We start from the raw sequence: 18088 nt of genomic DNA, 5'->3' as shown, positions 1-18088 counted from the left end.
TTTCCCGGCTTAAAGCAAGTGGCGTTCAATGGTCAGTAGACCTCTTGCATAAATGCTTAAATTGTCATGTTGAGCGGAGCGAAACATCTCGGAGATTCTTGCCTTCACTACGTTCTTTACCCTACGGGAACGCTGCGCGAACAGAATGACACTAATAATTTTCAGACTTTTGCAATAGGTCTAATATTTATTGCCCCTCTGCTCCCCTAACTACGACATTACTCATAGCGGGTAAAGGCTACTCAGCAATGACTTGTAACAAATTTAAACAAGAAGGAAGAAGTTTGAAATAAGAAGTCAGAAAGATGATCCTTCTTCCCTCTTCCCTCTTGCCTCTGACTTCTGACTTCGTTGAAAGCCAAATACTGGTATTGACTTGACATTAGTACTGTAAATGTTAAAACAAATACTATGAACTAAGTAGTTTTTTAAAGATCATTTAAAGTTCATTGAAATAATCAAACAACAGGTCAACTCATCAGATTTTGCCAAATTTTCGTCAACCCTACATCATCTGTAGGAGCATAGCATCCTTTATCCTTTGGGCTGAGATTGGTTAATCCAAGTCTTTAGCAGAGCTATTAGCCAGCACTGCAAGAAGGTTTCCTGACGGGGTGACTGGCGTCATAAATACTTATTTAACAGGTTTCAGATTCTCGTTTTCTTCCAAAGCCTTTACACACTTTAAGAAAATAAATTATGTTTCTTTCTCAAGCTCTGGCGATAACCCTAGTTGTCAGCCCAGGAATTGACATGGGGCTAAAAGCTGCATCCTTTGTGAAGGCAGACTTGAATCAACCGAAGTTGACAGGCACAGATACCACGGTGAATTTTAACTGGAGCAAAGGCGTACCGACTTCTAACGGCTCTGATAGATTATCTTTGAGTACTTCTACTGCTAGGACATACTACGTCTCTGAGAATGGAGACGATAAAAATGACGGACTAAGACATACTACTCCATTTCGGACGCTGCAAAGAGCAGCAAATCAGGTGACAACACCAGGCGATAAGGTCTACGTCATGAATGGCACTTATACGCGAGCAGATACTTCCAAAGAGATCCTCGTGATTTATGAAAAACATGGTACACCGACTGCCCCAATTACTTTCAAGGCCTATCATGGACACCGCCCCGTCATCAAATCACAAAATCCTTACGCTATTAACGTCGTTGGCTCCTCTTACATTGTTATTGAAGGTCTTGAGCTAGTTGGGAATAACGACAATGTGACTTTAGTGTATGCACAACAGCAAAAAGACAACATACACAATCCGTTAACCAACGGCGCGGGGATTGCGCTCCATCCATCTTTCTCAGGAGGGGCAATCAAAACACATTCTCACCATATAGTGATTCGCAACAACAAAATCTATAAGTTTGGTGCTGGAGCAATTGGTGCGTTCAGAACTGACTACGTCACTATTGAGAACAATATTGTCTTTAAAAATTGCTTGTATAGTTCGACGGGTTCAAACACAATTACCACGCTTCACAACTGGAATTATGACGATAATACTACCGACTATAAAATGATTATTCGGGGGAATACTGTATATGAAAATCGAAGCTTAATTCCTTGGAAAATTTCAGGAACGATCGCTGAGTCTAATGGCATCATGATTGATGATGTTCTAAATACTCAAAAAAATTCAACTCGTGAACCGTATCGGGGAAAAACATTAGTTGCAAATAACATTGTTTACAACAATGGGGCTGCTGGAATTCAAGTATTTAAAAGCCCCAATGTGGATGTGATTAACAACACGACCTATCAGAATTCTCATAATTATACTACTCAATATTTGGGCGAAATTGCAGTAGTTATGACTAATAATGTTAGGGTATTTAACAATATTATGTATGCCAAGAAAAACGGCATAGTCAACCATGTCAATAGAGCGGATAACAATGTCAAGTTTGATTACAACCTGATTTACAATTCATCCAAATTCACCAGTTCAGAATCTAACAATATCATTGGACAAAACCCACTATTTGTAGATATTGGCTATAGAAATTTCTCTCTGAAACTCGGTAGCTTAGCGATTGATGCCGGCACTAGCGTTTTTAATGGCGTGCAAGCACCAAAGATTGACCAGAGGGGTGCGACTCGTCCACAGGATGGCAATGGTAACGGCGATGCGAGGATAGATATAGGTGCTCTTGAAGCTCGTTCACCATTGGCAGCAAAAACCTTCTAAATCAAAAATGGGAGCAACACAGCTCTTAAACAGATGCGCTGAATGGCTTCTCTACTGATTGCGATCGCGACGGTGTAAGTTTGATGGCAAATTCTCAATAGCATGGATCACCGTCGTTGATTCCTGAAAATCTCAGTAAAAATATTACCCTTGTAGTTGGTGATAACCCTTTGCAGCTTGGTAACTTTTTTATAGTTTTATCCTTCGGTCTAAAAATCAAAATAAAAAATCATTTTAGATTATCGTTAGCAAGCACACTAACGCTTCAAAACGCGATGCATCACATCTTAAAGCACAAAAACATAAGTTATATAAAAAAATATTTATTTTTCTACTATATTTAACTAAATGTATCGATTAGTATAGTTTCTTGTACTTGTGCTTTCTAACTTGAGTTATTGATGAAACCTACTATAGAGGGATGAAATCAGGAACGTTTCTGTTAGCGGAACGTCAATGTTCGCTGTTTAAACTGCATCCAAGTCTAAACAGCAAAGGAAAGGAGCGAATTACTTTGAAACTCCGACAAATTGTGTTTCATTCTACCCACAACTACCCCAGACTATAAGTTTTATTGCTCATGCTCAATCTGTCAGTTCCTAACTCTCAAGAAAATCAACCACTGCTTGACGCTACTAACTGGAACGTTATTGAAACGGAGTTTGACCCCACGCAACTCCACCATAAAGAAACTGTCTTCACACTTGGCAATGGTTTCTTAGGAACGCGGGGTACTTTCGAGGAAGGGTATCCCCAGGATTTTACTGCAACACTCATCCACGGTGTGTATGATGATGTGAAAATTTCCTACACCCAACTAGTCAACTGCCCCAACTGGCTGCCATTAGTGGTAAAAGTGGCAGGTCAACGCTTTAGCATGGATAGTGGTGAGATTCTCAACTACGAGCGTCGGCTTGACCTGCGTTTAGGTCTAGTTAGCCGTGATCTGCGTTGGCGTAGTCCTACTGGTCATACTTTGGATTTTCACTTCGAGCGTTTTGTCAGTTTAGCAGACCAACATGTTTTGGCAATCCGCTGTCAAATTACATCCGTAGATTTTGAGGGTGAAATTACCGTCGAAGCTGGATTTGACGCCCAACCGGACACTCAAGGTATTCAACATTGGCAAACCTTAAATCAAGGTGGTGCAGATAATATAATCTGGCTGCACAGCCAAACGCTCTACTCAGGCGCTCAACTCGGCATGGCAGCTAAGTTAGTGATAGAGGGTGACGATGGTGTATCTATGCGTGTTGAGAATACTTCTAATTCTCCCAGCTTGGCAACCACCTTTGAGTTACTAAAAGGAAAAACGGTAACTGTAGAAAAGATTGTCACCCTATTTACGTCACGGGAGACAGAAACCCCGATGACAGCAGCTTTACAAAGGTTAGCTGATGAACCTAAGTACACAACCCTACTAGCGGCTCACATTACCGCATGGGATCAGGTATGGCAAGACAGTGACATTATTATCGAAGGCGATCGCCTCTCTCAATTGAGTGTCCGTTATAATCTCTTCCAATTACTAGCGGCTGCACCACGTCACGACGAGCGCGTTAGTATCCCTCCCAAAACTCTTTCTGGTTTTGCCTATAGCGGACACATCTTTTGGGACACAGAAATTTTTATCCTTCCCTTCTTGACCTTAACTCAACCAGCGCTAGCGCGTAATTTGCTCACTTACCGTTACCACACTTTACCAGGAGCACGACGCAAAGCCCAAGAAGCGGGGTATCAAGGAGCGATGTTTGCTTGGGAAAGTGCTACCACTGGCGATGAAGTAACTCCCCGGTGGGTACCAGGTGCTAACGGTGAACAAATCCGTATTTGGTGTGGTGACATTGAAGTACATATCACTGCTGATGTAGCTTATGCTGTGTGGCACTACTGGCAAACCACCGACGATGATCATTGGATGCGGGATTATGGTGCAGAAATTATCCTCGATACGGCTGTTTTCTGGGAAAGTCGAGTTGAGTGGAACCCAGAACGCAACAGTTACGACATCCTCGATGTGATTGGGCCAGATGAAAATCACGATCGCGTCGATAATAACGCCTTCACCAATCTCATGGTACAGTGGCATTTACAATCTGCTTTAGCACTTTGGGACTGGTTTAAGCAAGCTTATCCCGAAGCTTCAGCACAACTGGTGCAAAAACTCAACTTAACCACAGAACGTCTGCACCAATGGGCGGAAATTCAAGAACGTCTGTTTATCAATGAAGATGCCCAAACAGGTTTGATTGAGCAGTTTGAAGGCTTTTTCCAACTAGAACACGTCAATCTTGCTGATTACGAACCGCGTAGCAAATCTCTGCAAGGACTGCTAGGAATTGAAGCTACTAGCCAAAAGCAGATTCTCAAGCAACCGGATGTGTTGATGCTGCTTTACTTGTTGCGCGATCGCTATGACTATAACACCCTCGCCACTAACTGGGATTATTACAACCAGCGCACCGATCACAGCTATGGTTCCTCATTAGGCCCGGCAATTCACGCTATTTTAGCTTGTGACCTCAATCAACCAACCCAAGCCTACACCCACTTTATCCGGGCAGCATTGGTAGATTTGGAGGATGTCAGACTTAACGCAGCTGAAGGAATTCACGCCGCCAGTGCTGGAGGAGTTTGGCAGGCAGTAGTTTTCGGGTTTGGCGGCATTCGGATGACTCAATTTGGCCCGATTGCTTGTGCAAATCTGCCCCCTGGTTGGACGCGTCTGAAATTTCGACTGCAATGGCGTAACGAGTGGTATGACTTCGACTTGGGAGCCGAAAAAGAAATGGAAGGCAACCAGGAAGTAAAAGTTCCCATGGTAGATACACATCCGACAATTAGCGGTGTAATCTTTGACTTAGATGGGGTGTTAACTGATACTTCAGAGTTTCACTATCTGGGGTGGAAGCAATTAGCGGATGAAGAAGGTATCCCCTTTAATCGAGAAGCAAACGAGGCGATGCGAGGATTGCCTAGACGGGAATCACTCCTGGAAATTTTAGGCGATCGCCCCGCCACTGAAGAGAAAATTCAGGAGATGATGGAGCGGAAAAACCGCTATTACCTGGAATTAATGCAGAAAATTACGACCGCAGATTTACTGCCAGGAGTGAAAAACTTATTACAGGACTTGCAAGCTGCTGGGATAAAAGTAGCGTTAGGTTCATCAAGTAAAAATGCCCAAACTGTAATTGAGCTATTGGGTATTAGAGATAAATTCGATGCTATAGCCGATGGCTACAGCGTCTCTCAACCGAAACCAGCACCAGACATCTTTCTATTTGCTGCCCAGCAACTTGGCCTATCACCGTCACAGTGTGTTGTAGTGGAAGATGCCGCAGCGGGTATAGAAGCTGCTCATGCTGCTGGCATGTCGGCTGTGGGGATTGGCCCAGTTGAGCGAGTGGGTAGAGCTAATGTAGTTTTATCTAGTCTGGAAGATGTTTGCTGGCAAGATTTGCAGGAGCAGGTAGCTACCAGCAAGACAACAGATGCATTCGCAATAGTTTTTGGATAAGCACTTCTTATCTTTAATGTGGGCTGGGAAAAAGTTAAAGGGTCAGAACTTACGCACTCAGATCCCCCAACCCCCTTTCTAAGGGGGTTTTAAACGTCATTGGTGTCAACTTAACGTGAAAGCCTAGTCTGATAAGCATTTCAAAGTTTTTCGATGTACCACCTAGACTTGAGATCCCCCCTAACCCCCCTTAAAAAGGGGGGAATTAGAATCGAATGCCCCCTTTTGAAGGGGGTTGGGGGATCTGAAACTACTGGAAATTGAGTGTTTGAGCTGAAGTTGACACCAATGTTTAGACGTTCCCCCTTTTTAAGCTACGGTGTACACACATCTTTGTACAAAACCAAAATCGTTGTATATCCTCCTAAATCCCCCTTCAAAAGGGGGACTTTGAGAGGTTTTTGCCCCCCTTTTGAAGGGGGGTTGGGGGGATCAAAAGCCTGTGGGGCAACTCTAAAAGACTTGTGTGTACACCGTAGCCTTTTTAAGGGGAGCCAGCGCGGTCTTGGGGTCTCCCCAAGTGGAGCGACTGGCGTGGGTTAAGGAGGGATCAGGGTTTCAGGCTTCAGTGCGTAAGTTTTAAGGGTAAAGGGGAAGGGATAAATTCAGCCTTTTTCCTTTAACCGAAAGGTATTGAATGCACTCGTAGAAGCAATACTCGGAAGTTCGTGCTCAGAACTCGGAAGTTCGTGCTCAGAACTCGGAAGTTCGTGCTCAGAACTCGGAAGTTCGTGCTCAGAACTCGGAAGTTCGTGTTCAGAACTCCAACATCCGAGATCTAAAGGTGATGTCTGGCGATCAACTGGTATGCGTCTATGCTTTGATAATAATCGGAAAAAATACGTTGGTGTCTTATTGCCCACAACCATTTTCAAAGCAGGTCTATCGGACAAGAGTGCAAGTTAGACTTGCTGTACTCCTGGACGACCATCTTCAACCACAAATGAAGCACGCTTACTAATTGTTCCAGATTGGGTTGTCACATCTGATAAAACTAGATAGTCTGTCTTCCAGGTTGTGGGAGTCAGCGCACAACGAACATATCCCCGTTGAGCGTTGAAGAATTTAATGTGAGGATTATCCGGTAAGTAAGCTTCAACCGTGGGGGTGGTGTCTGCTCCATCTCCACCAGAGCTAATTGAAGTACAGACGAATTCACTTCCAACGGTAGCGGATTCTGGCTGATCAAAATTAGCCTTCAGATTCATGGCCCAGTTAGAATGCACATCACCTGCCAAGGATACTGGATTAGAGGGCTGGCGCTGTTCCAGAAAAGCCATCAGGCGATCGCGCGAAGCCAGATAACCATCCCACTTATCCATACTGAAGGTTCCGCCTTCCCCTGGTGTCATGTCTCGCTGAGCAATAGGTACTTGCTGAGCTAAAACGTTCCATTTGGTCTGTGAGCTATTTAGACCTTGGAATAACCAATCTTCCTGTGACTTACCAGTAATCGTTGCCTTTGGATCAAAGTTTTCTGGGCAACGTTCTTTAGTACCATCACCACAGGGCTGATCGGTACGATACTGGCGAGTATCTAAAACATGGAAGGTCGCTAAGTTACCAAAGTCCAGCCGTCGGAAAAGTTGCATATCGGGGCCAGTGGGTCGTGAGAAGGGACGCAATGGCATGTGTTCGTAGTAAGCCTGATAAGCAACTGCTCGCCGCTGGAGGAAAATTGCCCGGTCTTGATCTGGTTCAGTATCAAGTTCTGAGATGTTGTTAGCGTAGTTATTTTCTACCTCGTGGTCATCCCAGGTGACAATCCAGGGAAACGCTGCATGAGCCGCTTGCAGATTGGAATCGGTTTTATAGAGGGCGTGACGGTTGCGGTAATCTTCCAAAGTCACAATTTCTGGACTATTGTGCTGTCTTACCCGGTCTGTTCTGATGCCTCCCTCATATATATAGTCGCCAACATGCACTACTAGGCTGAGGTCTTTCTCTTGGGCCAGATATTTGTAGGCAGTATAGTACCCTTGCTCATAGTTTTGGCAGGAGACAAGTGCAAAGTTAAATTCACTTAAGTAGATGCCTGTTAGAGGAGCTGTACGAGTACGTCCAATGGGGCTAGCGTCTCGGCCGACAATAAACCTATACCAATACCAACTATCGGATCGCAGTCCCTCTACTACAACTCGAACAGAGTGAGCTAGTTGTGGAGTCGCAATTACAGTACCTCTAGAGACAATACGCCTCATGTCAGGATCAGTTGCCACTTCCCAGCGAATTGGTACATTTGCATACGGCATTCCACCCCCATTTAAAGGTTCGGGAGCCAGACGAGTCCAAATCACTACGCTGGTAGGATAAGGTTCACCCGACGCTACACCCAAAGTGAAAGGATAATTGGAAAATCTGCCTCTAGCGAGCACTGGTTGATGAGAAAATTGATTGGCGATCGCTAATCCAGTAAATGCTCCTGCCCCAATAATTAAGTTACGTCGTTTGATCCGACTGTGCAAGAACTGCTCAAAATTCCGGTAATCTAACATCTGTACTCCTGACTAACAGGTAAGTTAAAGCACAGCAACAACTAACACGAAGAAGGCAGGGTAGTCGTAAGCAAACTTCATAGCTAACGCCCTTAGCAAAATCAGGTTTGAATTTCCAGTTTTTACACTGGTATCAATGTGTTAGATGTTCTGTTGCCCTATAACAACCTACTAGGAGGAGATTAATTCTATACAAAGAAATCGTTAATATCAACTTAATTCTTATGTATCTCTAATTTAGACTAAGAATAAAATTACAAATTAAACCACAGATGAACACTTTCTTAGAAAGCTCTTTTTCACAAGATTCCCGACTTTTTAAAAAAGTCGGGAATCTGATCTCTGAAGTGGACAACTTCTGTGTAGAGATAAACAAAATAGTCACTGGTGAGCGCCTCACATCATCTACCCTAGAAAATTTATAGTGACTTTTCGGATAGGCTTTAAGTAGAGTTACAAGCAAAATCGCGTCTTTGTCTAGTAAAAGAGCAAATTTTTGCTTTTGACTTGTGATTTGTGAGTTAATAAAATCCCAGACGCTCGTGACGAGAACTCATTAATGCTATCGGCTTTCAGCCATGAGAGTACAAACAGGTTCAATAGAGGGTGCAACTTTACATGATGGAAACCTTATTTCATGCCTACACCCCTTTACTTACCTGGATAGGTTTAGGTTTTCTGGTATCTCGGTTCATCCCAGATAGTTTTCTGAAGCTACTGGGTTATGGGCTTTACTGGGTTGGAATTCCACTACAACTTTTCGTTCTAGCACGTCATACTAACTTGTCCAATGGTGGACTAATACCTGGAATAGCAATAGTAATTTTGTTGCTGAGTCTGGTTCTAGCCTTGTTAATCTGGTGGGGACGACAATGGTTAATCAGTCTAAAAGAGCAGCCGAAACAAGAGAGTTTGGATCTGTCACTTAATGCTTCATCTTCCGGTTTTAACTCGTTAGTGCGGGCAAGTTTGGGCAGCTTTATTCTGGCTACAATTTTAGGCAATACAGGCTTTGTCGGATTAACACTCACACAGGTGCTAACCAGTCCTGAAAATACTGATTGGGCAGTATTATTCAGCGTTACCAACAATGTTGTAGGCACATACGGTATTGCTATCTTAATCGCCAGCTATTTTGGTAAAAGTCAAACCCAAAACTCTTGGTGGACTCAGTTACGGGATCTTGCAACTGTTCCTAGTTTGTGGGCATTTTTCATTGGCTTAAATACTCAGTTTGTAAAATTGCCAGCGGTGGTTGAGTCAGGACTAGACCAAGCCGTTTGGGTTGTAATCGCTTTTGCTTTGTTACTGGTTGGTCTGCGACTTGGGACAATTAAAGGATGGAAAAGTCTGGAAATCGCCTCAATCGCTAGCGTATTGAAAGTCTTCATTGTGCCAGCGTTGGTGGGATTAGGCGCTACCTATTTAGGCGTGACTGGCGAACACCGACTTGTACTAGTGCTAATGTCTGGAACACCCACAGGGCTTTCTGTACTGATTTTGGCAGAAGTTTATGACCTAGATCGAAACTTGTTGGCTAGCAGTATCGCTTTGACTTTTGTAGGGTTGTTTTTCGCACTTCCCCTCTGGCTTGCTTGGTTTGGCTAAGGTTGAAATCCAGAAGATGCAATAATTTCTGCTCAAGATTCTATGGCTTGGAAACTGGGATAGATCTATCAAGCTAAAAAACAGTTACACTAGCCTTGATCTTGAAAAGTCTGAGCAAAACAAAAATGATGCCTAAAACAAGTTGTTCAAGCTAAATTATATTCTCGTTCCTAATGTCATACACCTCGGTTATAAAAGTTAAGTCTCTAGGAGGTTTCGCAACTTTTATAGTTTCCCAAAACATCTGCTTCCAGAATGAAACACTAGTAGTAATAAGCTAGTCTATTTTTCAACAGAAGCAAGGAATTTTTTATATGTCTATGATGGAATGTCTCGCTAGTAATTTAAACAAAAATTTACTTAGTTGTGGTGTCAAAGTTTTGACAGGAAATTACCGAACAGTAAATTTGTTAGTGGGAATGTTTGCCGCTATCCCCGTCATGGCATTGCCTGTGGATGCTTTGCAAGTAAAAGTGACTCCGACTAATCCTAAATTAGGGGATACTCTATCATTAGAGATTAATCTAGATAATCCCGAAAGTGGTAGCAATCCAACGGTGGCTATTGGCCAGAAAACTTACCCAGCATTTGCAATTGCACCCAGTCGGTATCGAGCTTTTATTCCCACAACTCCCTTAGAAACAGCGGGAATTAGAAAGTTTAGGATTTCCGGGGATGGTCAGGTGCAAAACTTAGCAGTGAAAGTGAGCGATCGCAAATTCCCCGTACAACGCATTAATCTACCACCTGGAAAAGCCGGAGTACAAGCGACAAAGTTAGAGCTTACACGCGTAGCAGCTTTGAAGGCACTACAAACACCACAAAAATATTGGAGTGGTGGCTTCCTCAAACCCAACGCAGGGCGGATTAGTACGATCTATGGTGTACGTCGCTACTATAATGGTAAATTTGCAAAGGACTACTACCATCGTGGCGTTGACTACGCTGGTGCAACGGGTTCGCCTGTAATTGCCCCAGCCGCAGGGCGAGTTGCTTTGGTAGGTAGGGTATCTCAAGGGTTTCGGGTTCACGGGAACGTAGTTGGCATCGACCACGGTCATGGAGTAACCAGTATTTTCATGCACCTGAGTCGTATTAATGTTAAAGAAGGTGATTTTGTGAAACCTGGTCAATTAATTGGCGCAGTGGGTTCAACAGGTGCTTCTACAGGGCCGCATTTGCACTGGGGTCTATATGTCAATGGACAATCTGTTGATCCAACACCCTGGCGAACCAATGTCTTTAATTAGTAGAGACTCAGTTGATCATTTCGGTAAATAGCTTGTGTGTTTTTTTGCCGAGAATTAGACAAAATAAATTAGATTGATACCGTCCCTACCTTGCTTGGCTAGAGTAAAGATGATGAGCGTTATGAGTATCGAAAAAATTGTAGAACAAGCTCTCCAGGATGGTTATTTGACACCAGCAATGGAAGCAGAAGTCGGACGAATTTGTGATAATGCCTCAGAACTCTCAATTGAAGAGTACATGGCGCTGGATCGGCTGATGGGGTCACTGTTGACTGGTGAGGTAGTGGCGGTACCTCGCAAACAATTTATTAACGTCATGGAAGAACTGGTACTGACAGAAGCGATCGCCCGTGTAGCAGAAATTGAAGCTACCAGCGAAAGTTCTCTGGATGTCGGAGATATTGCCGCTTACGCCCTCAACCGTCTGCCACCCTTGTATGCTACCACCGAAGAAGGTGCTAACTACCAGCGTCAAAGAGCTAAGACAGAACTTCAAGAATTAATTTCTCAGCAAGTCGGCGAAGCGATTGGTCGTTACCTAGATCGACCCAATTTCTTTCCAGAACGTCAGGACTTGGGTAAAAATACTGCTAATGATGTTGTACGCCAAGTCAGTGCTTTACTTCAGGCACACGCACCTAACTTTGAGCAAAAATCACCACAATCTTTATAGTCATTTGTTATTAGTCATTAGTTGTTAGACAAATTACTAATGACTAATGACTAATGACTTTTGTCTAATCACGCACTATTACAGTTGTGCCCACCTTGATTTGCTCATACAACATTCGGACATCAGGATTACGCATTCTTAAGCAGCCGTGGGATACAGCTGTTCCTATCACTTCCACCTCCGGCGTACCGTGAAAGCCAATATGATTGCGTCCATCTGACCAAAAGCCAATCCATCTATCTCCTAAAGGACTGTCAGTACCAGCTTCAAATACTTTGCCAGTAATTGGGTGACGCCAAATAGGATGATGTTGCATGTGCATCACCTGAAAATCGCCCGTAGGTGTTTCCCAACCTTTCTTACCTATAGCAATCGGATAACTGGCTATCACTTCATCTTTGGCGTAGACATAGGCGCGGCGATCGCTCAAATCAACAATAACTTGCGTGTTGACAGAGGTCTTCTGATTAGAGGTTTTTTGTTGAGGTAAAGCCTGAGCTAATAAAGACTTTGGCCAACTGTCTTTAGTTATATTATCTTTTTGTGCTTGCGCTACTAATCGAGTCTTGCTTGGAAGGTTAGTCGCTTTAGCTACATTTTTGCTAATAGCAGAATTTGATTTAGACACCTTCTTTTCTGTTACACCTCTAGTAGACACAGACTCACCCAGCGTATCCCCTAAGCCCACTTGCGAGAGATTTCCATAAACAGCCTTTGGGCGGCTTTCTTGAGGATTATTGGAATCTCGCCGCAACGAAGCAGACGCAGGTTGTCCCAAATACGGTTCAGCTGAAGTAATGCGCCAATGGACAGCCAGAGATAAAATTGCTGTGCCAAAACAGAGCATCATTACCATACGCCCTACTGATTCATTTCTTACCATTGCCATCGCTTATTGTTTATCCCTGACATATCCAGCAAACAAATTGAATGCGCTCATGCTCCAAGTATCAAAAATTTATAAATACTTATCAGTTTCATTATGAATCTGCTAATAGCTCTGGGCAAACTAAAGCTATGTAGACTTTGCCAGCAGAAATCTAGGTAAAAAACTTCATTTCTGTGAAGTTCCAAAGGTCGGAAGCCTTTGCTTTGAATGCTTTCTGGAACTCTCGAAATGTAGCAATCAATCATTAATGGTGTGGGTGAAAGAAAGACCATGTTTGAAAAATTATTGCTAACAGTCACAATTACATTTTCCCTCAATTTCTTTTTTCAAGTTCGTGTACCCGAACACACTAATTTTGGTAATTACCAACAGCACTCAGAAAAAACATTAACTATTCTGGTGGCAAATCCCAAAAAATAATAGTCATAGTAAATACAGCAGCATAAATTACAAAAATTCTCACCTGGTTAAGGGTATCAAATCTTACGCCTTAGATCCAGGATAAAGTATGAGATATCAATTTAAAAGTGAAAAATTTTGATCCCTCATCTTTAAAACCATATCTAATTATTTTTGTCAAGCGTGTGTATCCAGTTGCCATAATTAGCACAAAGCTACGTAACATTGCTATTCCCTTGCCAACTGTTAACTGATAAACAAAAAGGCAACTATGCAAGCAGCATAAGGAGACAGTGGCTCTTACCGTTGCTAATAATGTACCCAAACTTGTATACTTCAGTGTTCCAGTCATAAATCCGTCACCTTACCAAGGAACTTCCTGCTCATTAGCAGGTCTAATAGGAAGGGATGATTTAAAGCCAGTACGATCTATGAGTCAGTCGATTACTGTATCCTGGTCAACTGTTGATGCAAGGTATCCAGAAGCATCAGTGCAAGTTGACAAACTCTCTAATCATGATCTAATTTTGCGTTGTCAAGTAGGACTGCGCCCTGATCGTGCTGCGTTTGCAGAACTATTGCGCCGCTATCAGACACAAGTCGATAGGGTTCTATACCACCTGGCTCCCGATTGGTCAGACAGAGCTGATTTGGCTCAAGAAGTTTGGATTCGCGTGTATCGGAATATTAACCGATTGCAAGAGCCTTCTAAATTTCGAGGCTGGTTAAGCCGCATTGCTACCAACTTGTTTTACGATGAGTTGCGAAAACGCAAGCGAGTTGTCAGTCCCTTGTCGCTGGATGCACCTCGCTCAGTAGAGGATGGCGAGATGGATTGGGAAATTGCCGGAGATACTCCAGGCCCAGAGGAAGCACTTACCACTAGAGAATTTTACGAACAACTACGGGAGGCGATCGCGGATTTACCAGAAGTGTTTCGTACTACTATTGTCCTTAGAGAAATTGAAGGCATGGCGTATGAAGAAATTGCCGAAATCACTGGAGTTTCCTTGGGAACTGTGAAGTCGAGAATAGCCAGAGCAAGATCTAGATTACAAGCTCAATTGCAAAATTATCTAGATACCTAATTTACAGTATCTTTCCTTTAACCATTAACAGAATTTAAGCATTGATTAAGAATTGTGAGGAAAAAGCAGATTACTTCTATCATCAGGAGGAAAAATGATTAATTTCTCCGGGTTGTTAGAATCCTTTTACCCGTGTATGAATTGGTAATAATGTTAAGATGACTACTGATTCTCAGTTTTATGACCGTTCCCGCTCGCAACTACCTAAAAATTTGCCAAATGGAATGGCTAAGCATACCAATGAATCAACGGGTTTTATGGATATGGTGAAGCGCGATCGCTTCGAGTTATTAAGTGCTTACCTCGATGGTGAGGTAACAGCAGCAGAACGCAGGCAAGTAGAAGAATGGTTGGCAAACGATGCCTCCGTTCAATGCTTGTATGCGCGACTATTAAAGCTACGCCAAGGCTTGCGAACTTTGCCAGTACCAGCAACACAACAGTCGCCAGAAGCAGCAGTCCAACAAGTATTGGCACGTTTGCGCCGCCGTACTCAGTTAGCCTGGACATTTGGAGGTGCGGCTATTGCTGCTTGCGTTATCGGCGCGGTATCTGGCGTGCTACCGGGTGGTACAAGGGCGCCGCAACTGGCGCAAAAGCCACTAATAGAACCGACACAAACGACTTCAGCGTCTATTGTTCCCCCCGCTTCCCCGCTGATGGTGGGACTAAATAACCCAGTGATTGAAATTCCTAAAGCAGCAGTGGCTCCTGCGGAAAATCAATTAAATCACATACAGCCACAACAGCGAGATACCAAACAGGATATAAACTAATTTGGAGTGAAACCAGAGTTACTCCACCAGCCGTCAGGTTGAGGAACCCCTCCAAATTGGTAAACCCGCTCTGGAGACATTAAGTAGACCCAAGCGTAACCCAGGGATAGTCCTTTTGGATCGTAAACCTCGATAATTTAGCGATTATAGAGGTTTTCTGACATTTGTCTATGTGGCTGGTAATCTTCCAGCACATCTAGCTGTTTTAAAATCTCTGGGTTAGTAAAAGAAAGTAAATATCCGTGGACTTGGCTATCTCCTAGGGTCATCGCTGGATAACCCATCGGTAGAGCAAACAGTTTACCTGTTAACATAGCTGGTTTGGCATCTGCTACCTTGCCAGCGCAGTATTTTTTATAATTAGCTTCCCCTGGTTTGAGTGTGCCGTAGACAAAAACCCGTACCAAACCAGAAAATTTTATTTTTGATTCAGCCATCGCTTATTTTAACCAACTGATTGCTTTGCCTAGCATCTACAATATGGAGGCAGATACGATTACAGACCCAGTAGGAGAATTTTCTGGTGGATTCCCGATATAACCCAGCAGCAATTGAGGAAAAATGGCAAAAAACATGGGCAGAACTTGGCTTAGATAAGACATCCGCAGCAAGCAATAAGCCCAAATTCTACGCTCTGTCTATGTTTCCTTATCCATCGGGCAGCCTGCACATGGGTCACGTCCGTAATTATACGATTACTGACGTAATTGCCCGCCTTAAACGAATGCAGGGCTATCGAGTGTTGCACCCAATGGGTTGGGATGCCTTTGGCTTGCCAGCAGAGAATGCCGCCATTGACCGTGGCGTTCCACCAGCAAAGTGGACTTATCAAAATATTACTCAGATGCGGCAGCAATTGCAGCGTCTTGGTTTGTCTATAGACTGGGACAGCGAAGTTGCTACCTGTTCATCAGATTATTACAAGTGGACACAGTGGATTTTCTTGCAGTTTTTGCAAGCGGGGTTAGCCTATCAAAAAGAAGCAGCGGTAAACTGGGATCCCATTGACCAAACTGTGTTAGCAAACGAGCAAGTTGATAACGAAGGCCGTTCCTGGCGCAGTGGGGCAACAGTTGAGCGTAAATTATTGCGGCAGTGGTTTTTGAAGATTACCGACTACGCCGAAGAATTGCTTAATGATTTGGATAAGTTGACAGGTTGGCCTGAACGCGTCAAGTTGATGCAGGCAAACTGGATTGGCAAATCAACAGGCGCTTACTTGGAATTCCCCATCGTTGGGTTGGATGAAAAAATCGCTGTATACACTACACGCCCAGATACAGTTTATGGTGTCAGCTACTTGGTGTTAGCACCAGAACATCCTTTCACAAAGCGCGTTACCACAAAAGAACAACAAGCCGCAGTAGAAACCTTTATTAAAGAGGTTTCTAATCAAAGCGAATTGGAACGCACTGCGGAAGATAAACCGAAGCGGGGTATTCCTACAGGTGGTAAGGTAATTAACCCCTTTACAGGGGAAGAAGTCCCCATCTGGATTGCTGATTATGTACTGTATGAGTATGGTACTGGGGCAGTTATGGGTGTGCCTGCTCATGATGTGCGGGATTTTAAATTTGCCCAAACTTATGATTTACCGATTGATTTTGTCATCGCTTCGCCAGATGATGTTACAGATTTTGACTTAACTCCAACATCAGAGATAGATGAAGTCACACAAATTATTCAGATTGAATATAACCAGGCATACACTGAACCAGGAATTTTAATTAATTCCGGGCCTTTTACTGGTATGAATTCTACAGATGCTAAGCAAGCGATCGTTGAATACGCCGAAAAACAAGGTTTTGGGAAGGTGCGCGTACAATATCGCCTGCGAGATTGGTTGATTTCGCGCCAGCGGTACTGGGGAGCACCCATCCCAGTTATTCACTGTCCCAACTGTGGAATAGTGCCAGTCCCCGATCAAGATTTGCCAGTGCAGTTGCCGGAAGATGTAGAATTTACCGGACGTGGTGGTTCACCTTTGACTCAGTTAGAAAGCTGGGTAAATGTGCCTTGTCCGACTTGTGGCACTCCAGCGAAGCGAGAAACCGACACGATGGACACCTTTATTGATTCTTCGTGGTATTTCTTGCGGTTTCCTGATGCCAAGAACGAGCAGCAGGTTTTTGATTCCAGTAAAACCAACGACTGGATGCCAGTTGATCAGTATGTGGGTGGGATTGAACACGCGATTTTGCATTTGTTGTATTCGCGGTTCTTTACTAAGGTGTTGCGGGATAGAGGCTTGTTGAATTTTGATGAACCTTTCCAACGTCTGTTGACTCAAGGCATGGTACAGGGCTTAACTTACTTAAATCCCAACAAGGGCGGTAAAGATAAATGGATTCCCTCGAATCTTGTGAATCCAGCTGATCCTCGTGACCCCCAGACAGGTGAACCACTGCAACGCCTTTATGCCACCATGTCCAAATCTAAGGGTAATGGTGTCGCGCCGGAAGATGTCATTGGCAAATATGGCATAGATACAGCACGGATGTTCATCTTGTTCAAAGCACCGCCAGAAAAAGACCTGGAATGGGATGAAGCTGATGTAGAAGGACAATTCCGCTTCTTAAATCGGGTGTGGCGCTTGGTGACAGATTATGTTGCTGCTGGAGTATCCCGTAAAAAAGCCCAACTATCTGATTTGTCTCAGCCGGAAAAGGAATTGCGGCGGGCGATTCACACTGCTATTAAAGCTGTGACAGAAGATTTGGAGGACGAATATCAATTCAACACAGCTATTTCAGAATTGATGAAGTTGAGTAACGCCTTAACTGATGCCAAGTGCAAAAATTCACCAATTTATGCAGAAGGAATTCAGACTTTGGTAGCGTTGCTAGCTCCTTTTGCGCCACACATTGCTGATGAATTGTGGCATTTGTTGGGTGAGAGTAATTCAGTCCACACTCAAACTTGGCCGTCTTTTGACCCTGCTGCTTTAGTAGCTGATGAAATCACTTTGACGATTCAGATTAACGGCAAATTTCGCGGCGTGATTCAAGTGCCAACGCAAACAGATAAAGCAGCGCAGGAAAAGTATGCCTGTGAATCAGAAGTCGCCCAACGTTACATCGCAGGTAAGGAAATTAAAAAGGTGATTGTAGTGCCTGGGAAGTTGGTGAATTTTGTAGTCGCTTAGAGAAAATGGTAACGGACACGATCGCAATTTAACTCTTGGC

The 18088-nt window shown here is 43.6% G+C and carries 11 protein-coding genes and 1 pseudogene; 9 read left to right on the top strand and 3 right to left on the bottom strand.

The window, feature by feature from the left end; all coding sequences use genetic code 11:
* Positions 1 to 699 precede the first annotated feature (699 nt).
* Positions 700 to 2205, top strand: a complete 1506-nt coding sequence (locus tag HCR01_RS05835; protein ID WP_193195317.1) for a right-handed parallel beta-helix repeat-containing protein — start codon at positions 700 to 702, stop codon at positions 2203 to 2205.
* A 580-nt stretch (positions 2206 to 2785) separates the two neighbouring features.
* The gene (gene pgmB / locus HCR01_RS05830) at positions 2786 to 5725 is read left to right on the top strand and encodes a beta-phosphoglucomutase (protein ID WP_193195316.1); all 2940 of its coding nucleotides are present in this window, start codon (positions 2786 to 2788) and stop codon (positions 5723 to 5725) included.
* A gap of 902 nt (positions 5726 to 6627) precedes the next feature.
* Here pgmB and HCR01_RS05825 read toward each other — a convergent pair.
* Complete coding sequence (locus HCR01_RS05825; RefSeq protein ID WP_193195315.1) at positions 6628 to 8220, bottom strand: alkaline phosphatase D family protein; 1593 nt, start codon at positions 8218 to 8220, stop codon at positions 6628 to 6630.
* 618 nt (positions 8221 to 8838) lie between these two features.
* Here HCR01_RS05825 and HCR01_RS05820 point away from each other — a divergent pair.
* From HCR01_RS05820 to HCR01_RS05810, 3 genes are all read left to right on the top strand, one after another.
* A complete protein-coding gene (locus tag HCR01_RS05820) occupies positions 8839 to 9828 on the top strand; it encodes an AEC family transporter (RefSeq protein WP_193195314.1) in 990 nt (329 codons plus the stop codon).
* A gap of 314 nt (positions 9829 to 10142) precedes the next feature.
* Positions 10143 to 11078: a M23 family metallopeptidase gene (locus tag HCR01_RS05815; RefSeq protein WP_413773925.1), complete on the top strand. Its 936-nt coding sequence runs from the start codon at positions 10143 to 10145 to the stop codon at positions 11076 to 11078.
* Positions 11079 to 11199: 121 nt separating this feature from the next.
* Complete coding sequence (locus HCR01_RS05810) at positions 11200 to 11751, top strand: late competence development ComFB family protein (protein WP_191757296.1); 552 nt, start codon at positions 11200 to 11202, stop codon at positions 11749 to 11751.
* 64 nt (positions 11752 to 11815) lie between these two features.
* On the opposite strand, the gene HCR01_RS05805 is transcribed toward HCR01_RS05810, so the two are convergent.
* On the bottom strand, positions 11816 to 12640 hold the full coding sequence (locus HCR01_RS05805) for a L,D-transpeptidase (protein ID WP_193195313.1): 825 nt from the start codon (positions 12638 to 12640) through the stop codon (positions 11816 to 11818).
* A 270-nt stretch (positions 12641 to 12910) separates the two neighbouring features.
* Here HCR01_RS05805 and HCR01_RS05800 point away from each other — a divergent pair, with 270 nt between their 5' ends.
* From HCR01_RS05800 to HCR01_RS05790, 3 genes are all read left to right on the top strand, one after another.
* Positions 12911 to 13060 (top strand): hypothetical protein, encoded by a 150-nt coding sequence (locus tag HCR01_RS05800; RefSeq protein ID WP_193195312.1) that lies wholly within the window; start codon positions 12911 to 12913, stop codon positions 13058 to 13060.
* Between the two features lie 410 nt (positions 13061 to 13470).
* Entirely contained in the window at positions 13471 to 14127 is a 657-nt protein-coding gene (locus HCR01_RS05795; protein ID WP_191757300.1) for a sigma-70 family RNA polymerase sigma factor, read from the top strand.
* A gap of 158 nt (positions 14128 to 14285) precedes the next feature.
* Positions 14286 to 14903, top strand: a complete 618-nt coding sequence (locus tag HCR01_RS05790; protein ID WP_193195311.1) for an anti-sigma factor family protein — start codon at positions 14286 to 14288, stop codon at positions 14901 to 14903.
* On the opposite strand, the pseudogene HCR01_RS05785 reads toward HCR01_RS05790, so the two are convergent.
* Positions 14900 to 15340 (bottom strand): annotated as a pseudogene (locus tag HCR01_RS05785) (gamma-glutamylcyclotransferase). The gene HCR01_RS05790 and the pseudogene HCR01_RS05785 sit on opposite strands and share 4 nt — an antisense overlap.
* A gap of 86 nt (positions 15341 to 15426) precedes the next feature.
* Here HCR01_RS05785 and leuS point away from each other — a divergent pair.
* On the top strand, positions 15427 to 18048 hold the full coding sequence (leuS, locus tag HCR01_RS05780) for a leucine--tRNA ligase (protein WP_193195310.1): 2622 nt from the start codon (positions 15427 to 15429) through the stop codon (positions 18046 to 18048).
* Positions 18049 to 18088: the final 40 nt, after the last annotated feature.

Origin of the sequence: Nostoc sp. MG11 (assembly GCF_014904695.1) — a bacterium.
Classification (GTDB): domain Bacteria; phylum Cyanobacteriota; class Cyanobacteriia; order Cyanobacteriales; family Nostocaceae; genus Komarekiella.
This window is presented reverse-complemented; position numbering and strand designations above follow the sequence as displayed.

Excerpts from the sequence above, each read along its gene's own strand:
- HCR01_RS05835 (WP_193195317.1), top strand. The coding sequence starts at position 700 with ATGTTTCTTTCTCAAGCTCTGGCGATAACCCTAGTTGTCAGCCCAGGA.
- pgmB (WP_193195316.1), top strand. The coding sequence starts at position 2,786 with ATGCTCAATCTGTCAGTTCCTAACTCTCAAGAAAATCAACCACTGCTT.
- HCR01_RS05825 (WP_193195315.1), bottom strand. The coding sequence starts at position 8,220 with ATGTTAGATTACCGGAATTTTGAGCAGTTCTTGCACAGTCGGATCAAA.
- HCR01_RS05820 (WP_193195314.1), top strand. The coding sequence starts at position 8,839 with ATGATGGAAACCTTATTTCATGCCTACACCCCTTTACTTACCTGGATA.
- HCR01_RS05815 (WP_413773925.1), top strand. The coding sequence starts at position 10,143 with ATGTCTATGATGGAATGTCTCGCTAGTAATTTAAACAAAAATTTACTT.
- HCR01_RS05810 (WP_191757296.1), top strand. The coding sequence starts at position 11,200 with ATGAGTATCGAAAAAATTGTAGAACAAGCTCTCCAGGATGGTTATTTG.
- HCR01_RS05805 (WP_193195313.1), bottom strand. The coding sequence starts at position 12,640 with ATGGCAATGGTAAGAAATGAATCAGTAGGGCGTATGGTAATGATGCTC.
- HCR01_RS05800 (WP_193195312.1), top strand. The coding sequence starts at position 12,911 with ATGTTTGAAAAATTATTGCTAACAGTCACAATTACATTTTCCCTCAAT.
- HCR01_RS05795 (WP_191757300.1), top strand. The coding sequence starts at position 13,471 with ATGAGTCAGTCGATTACTGTATCCTGGTCAACTGTTGATGCAAGGTAT.
- HCR01_RS05790 (WP_193195311.1), top strand. The coding sequence starts at position 14,286 with ATGACTACTGATTCTCAGTTTTATGACCGTTCCCGCTCGCAACTACCT.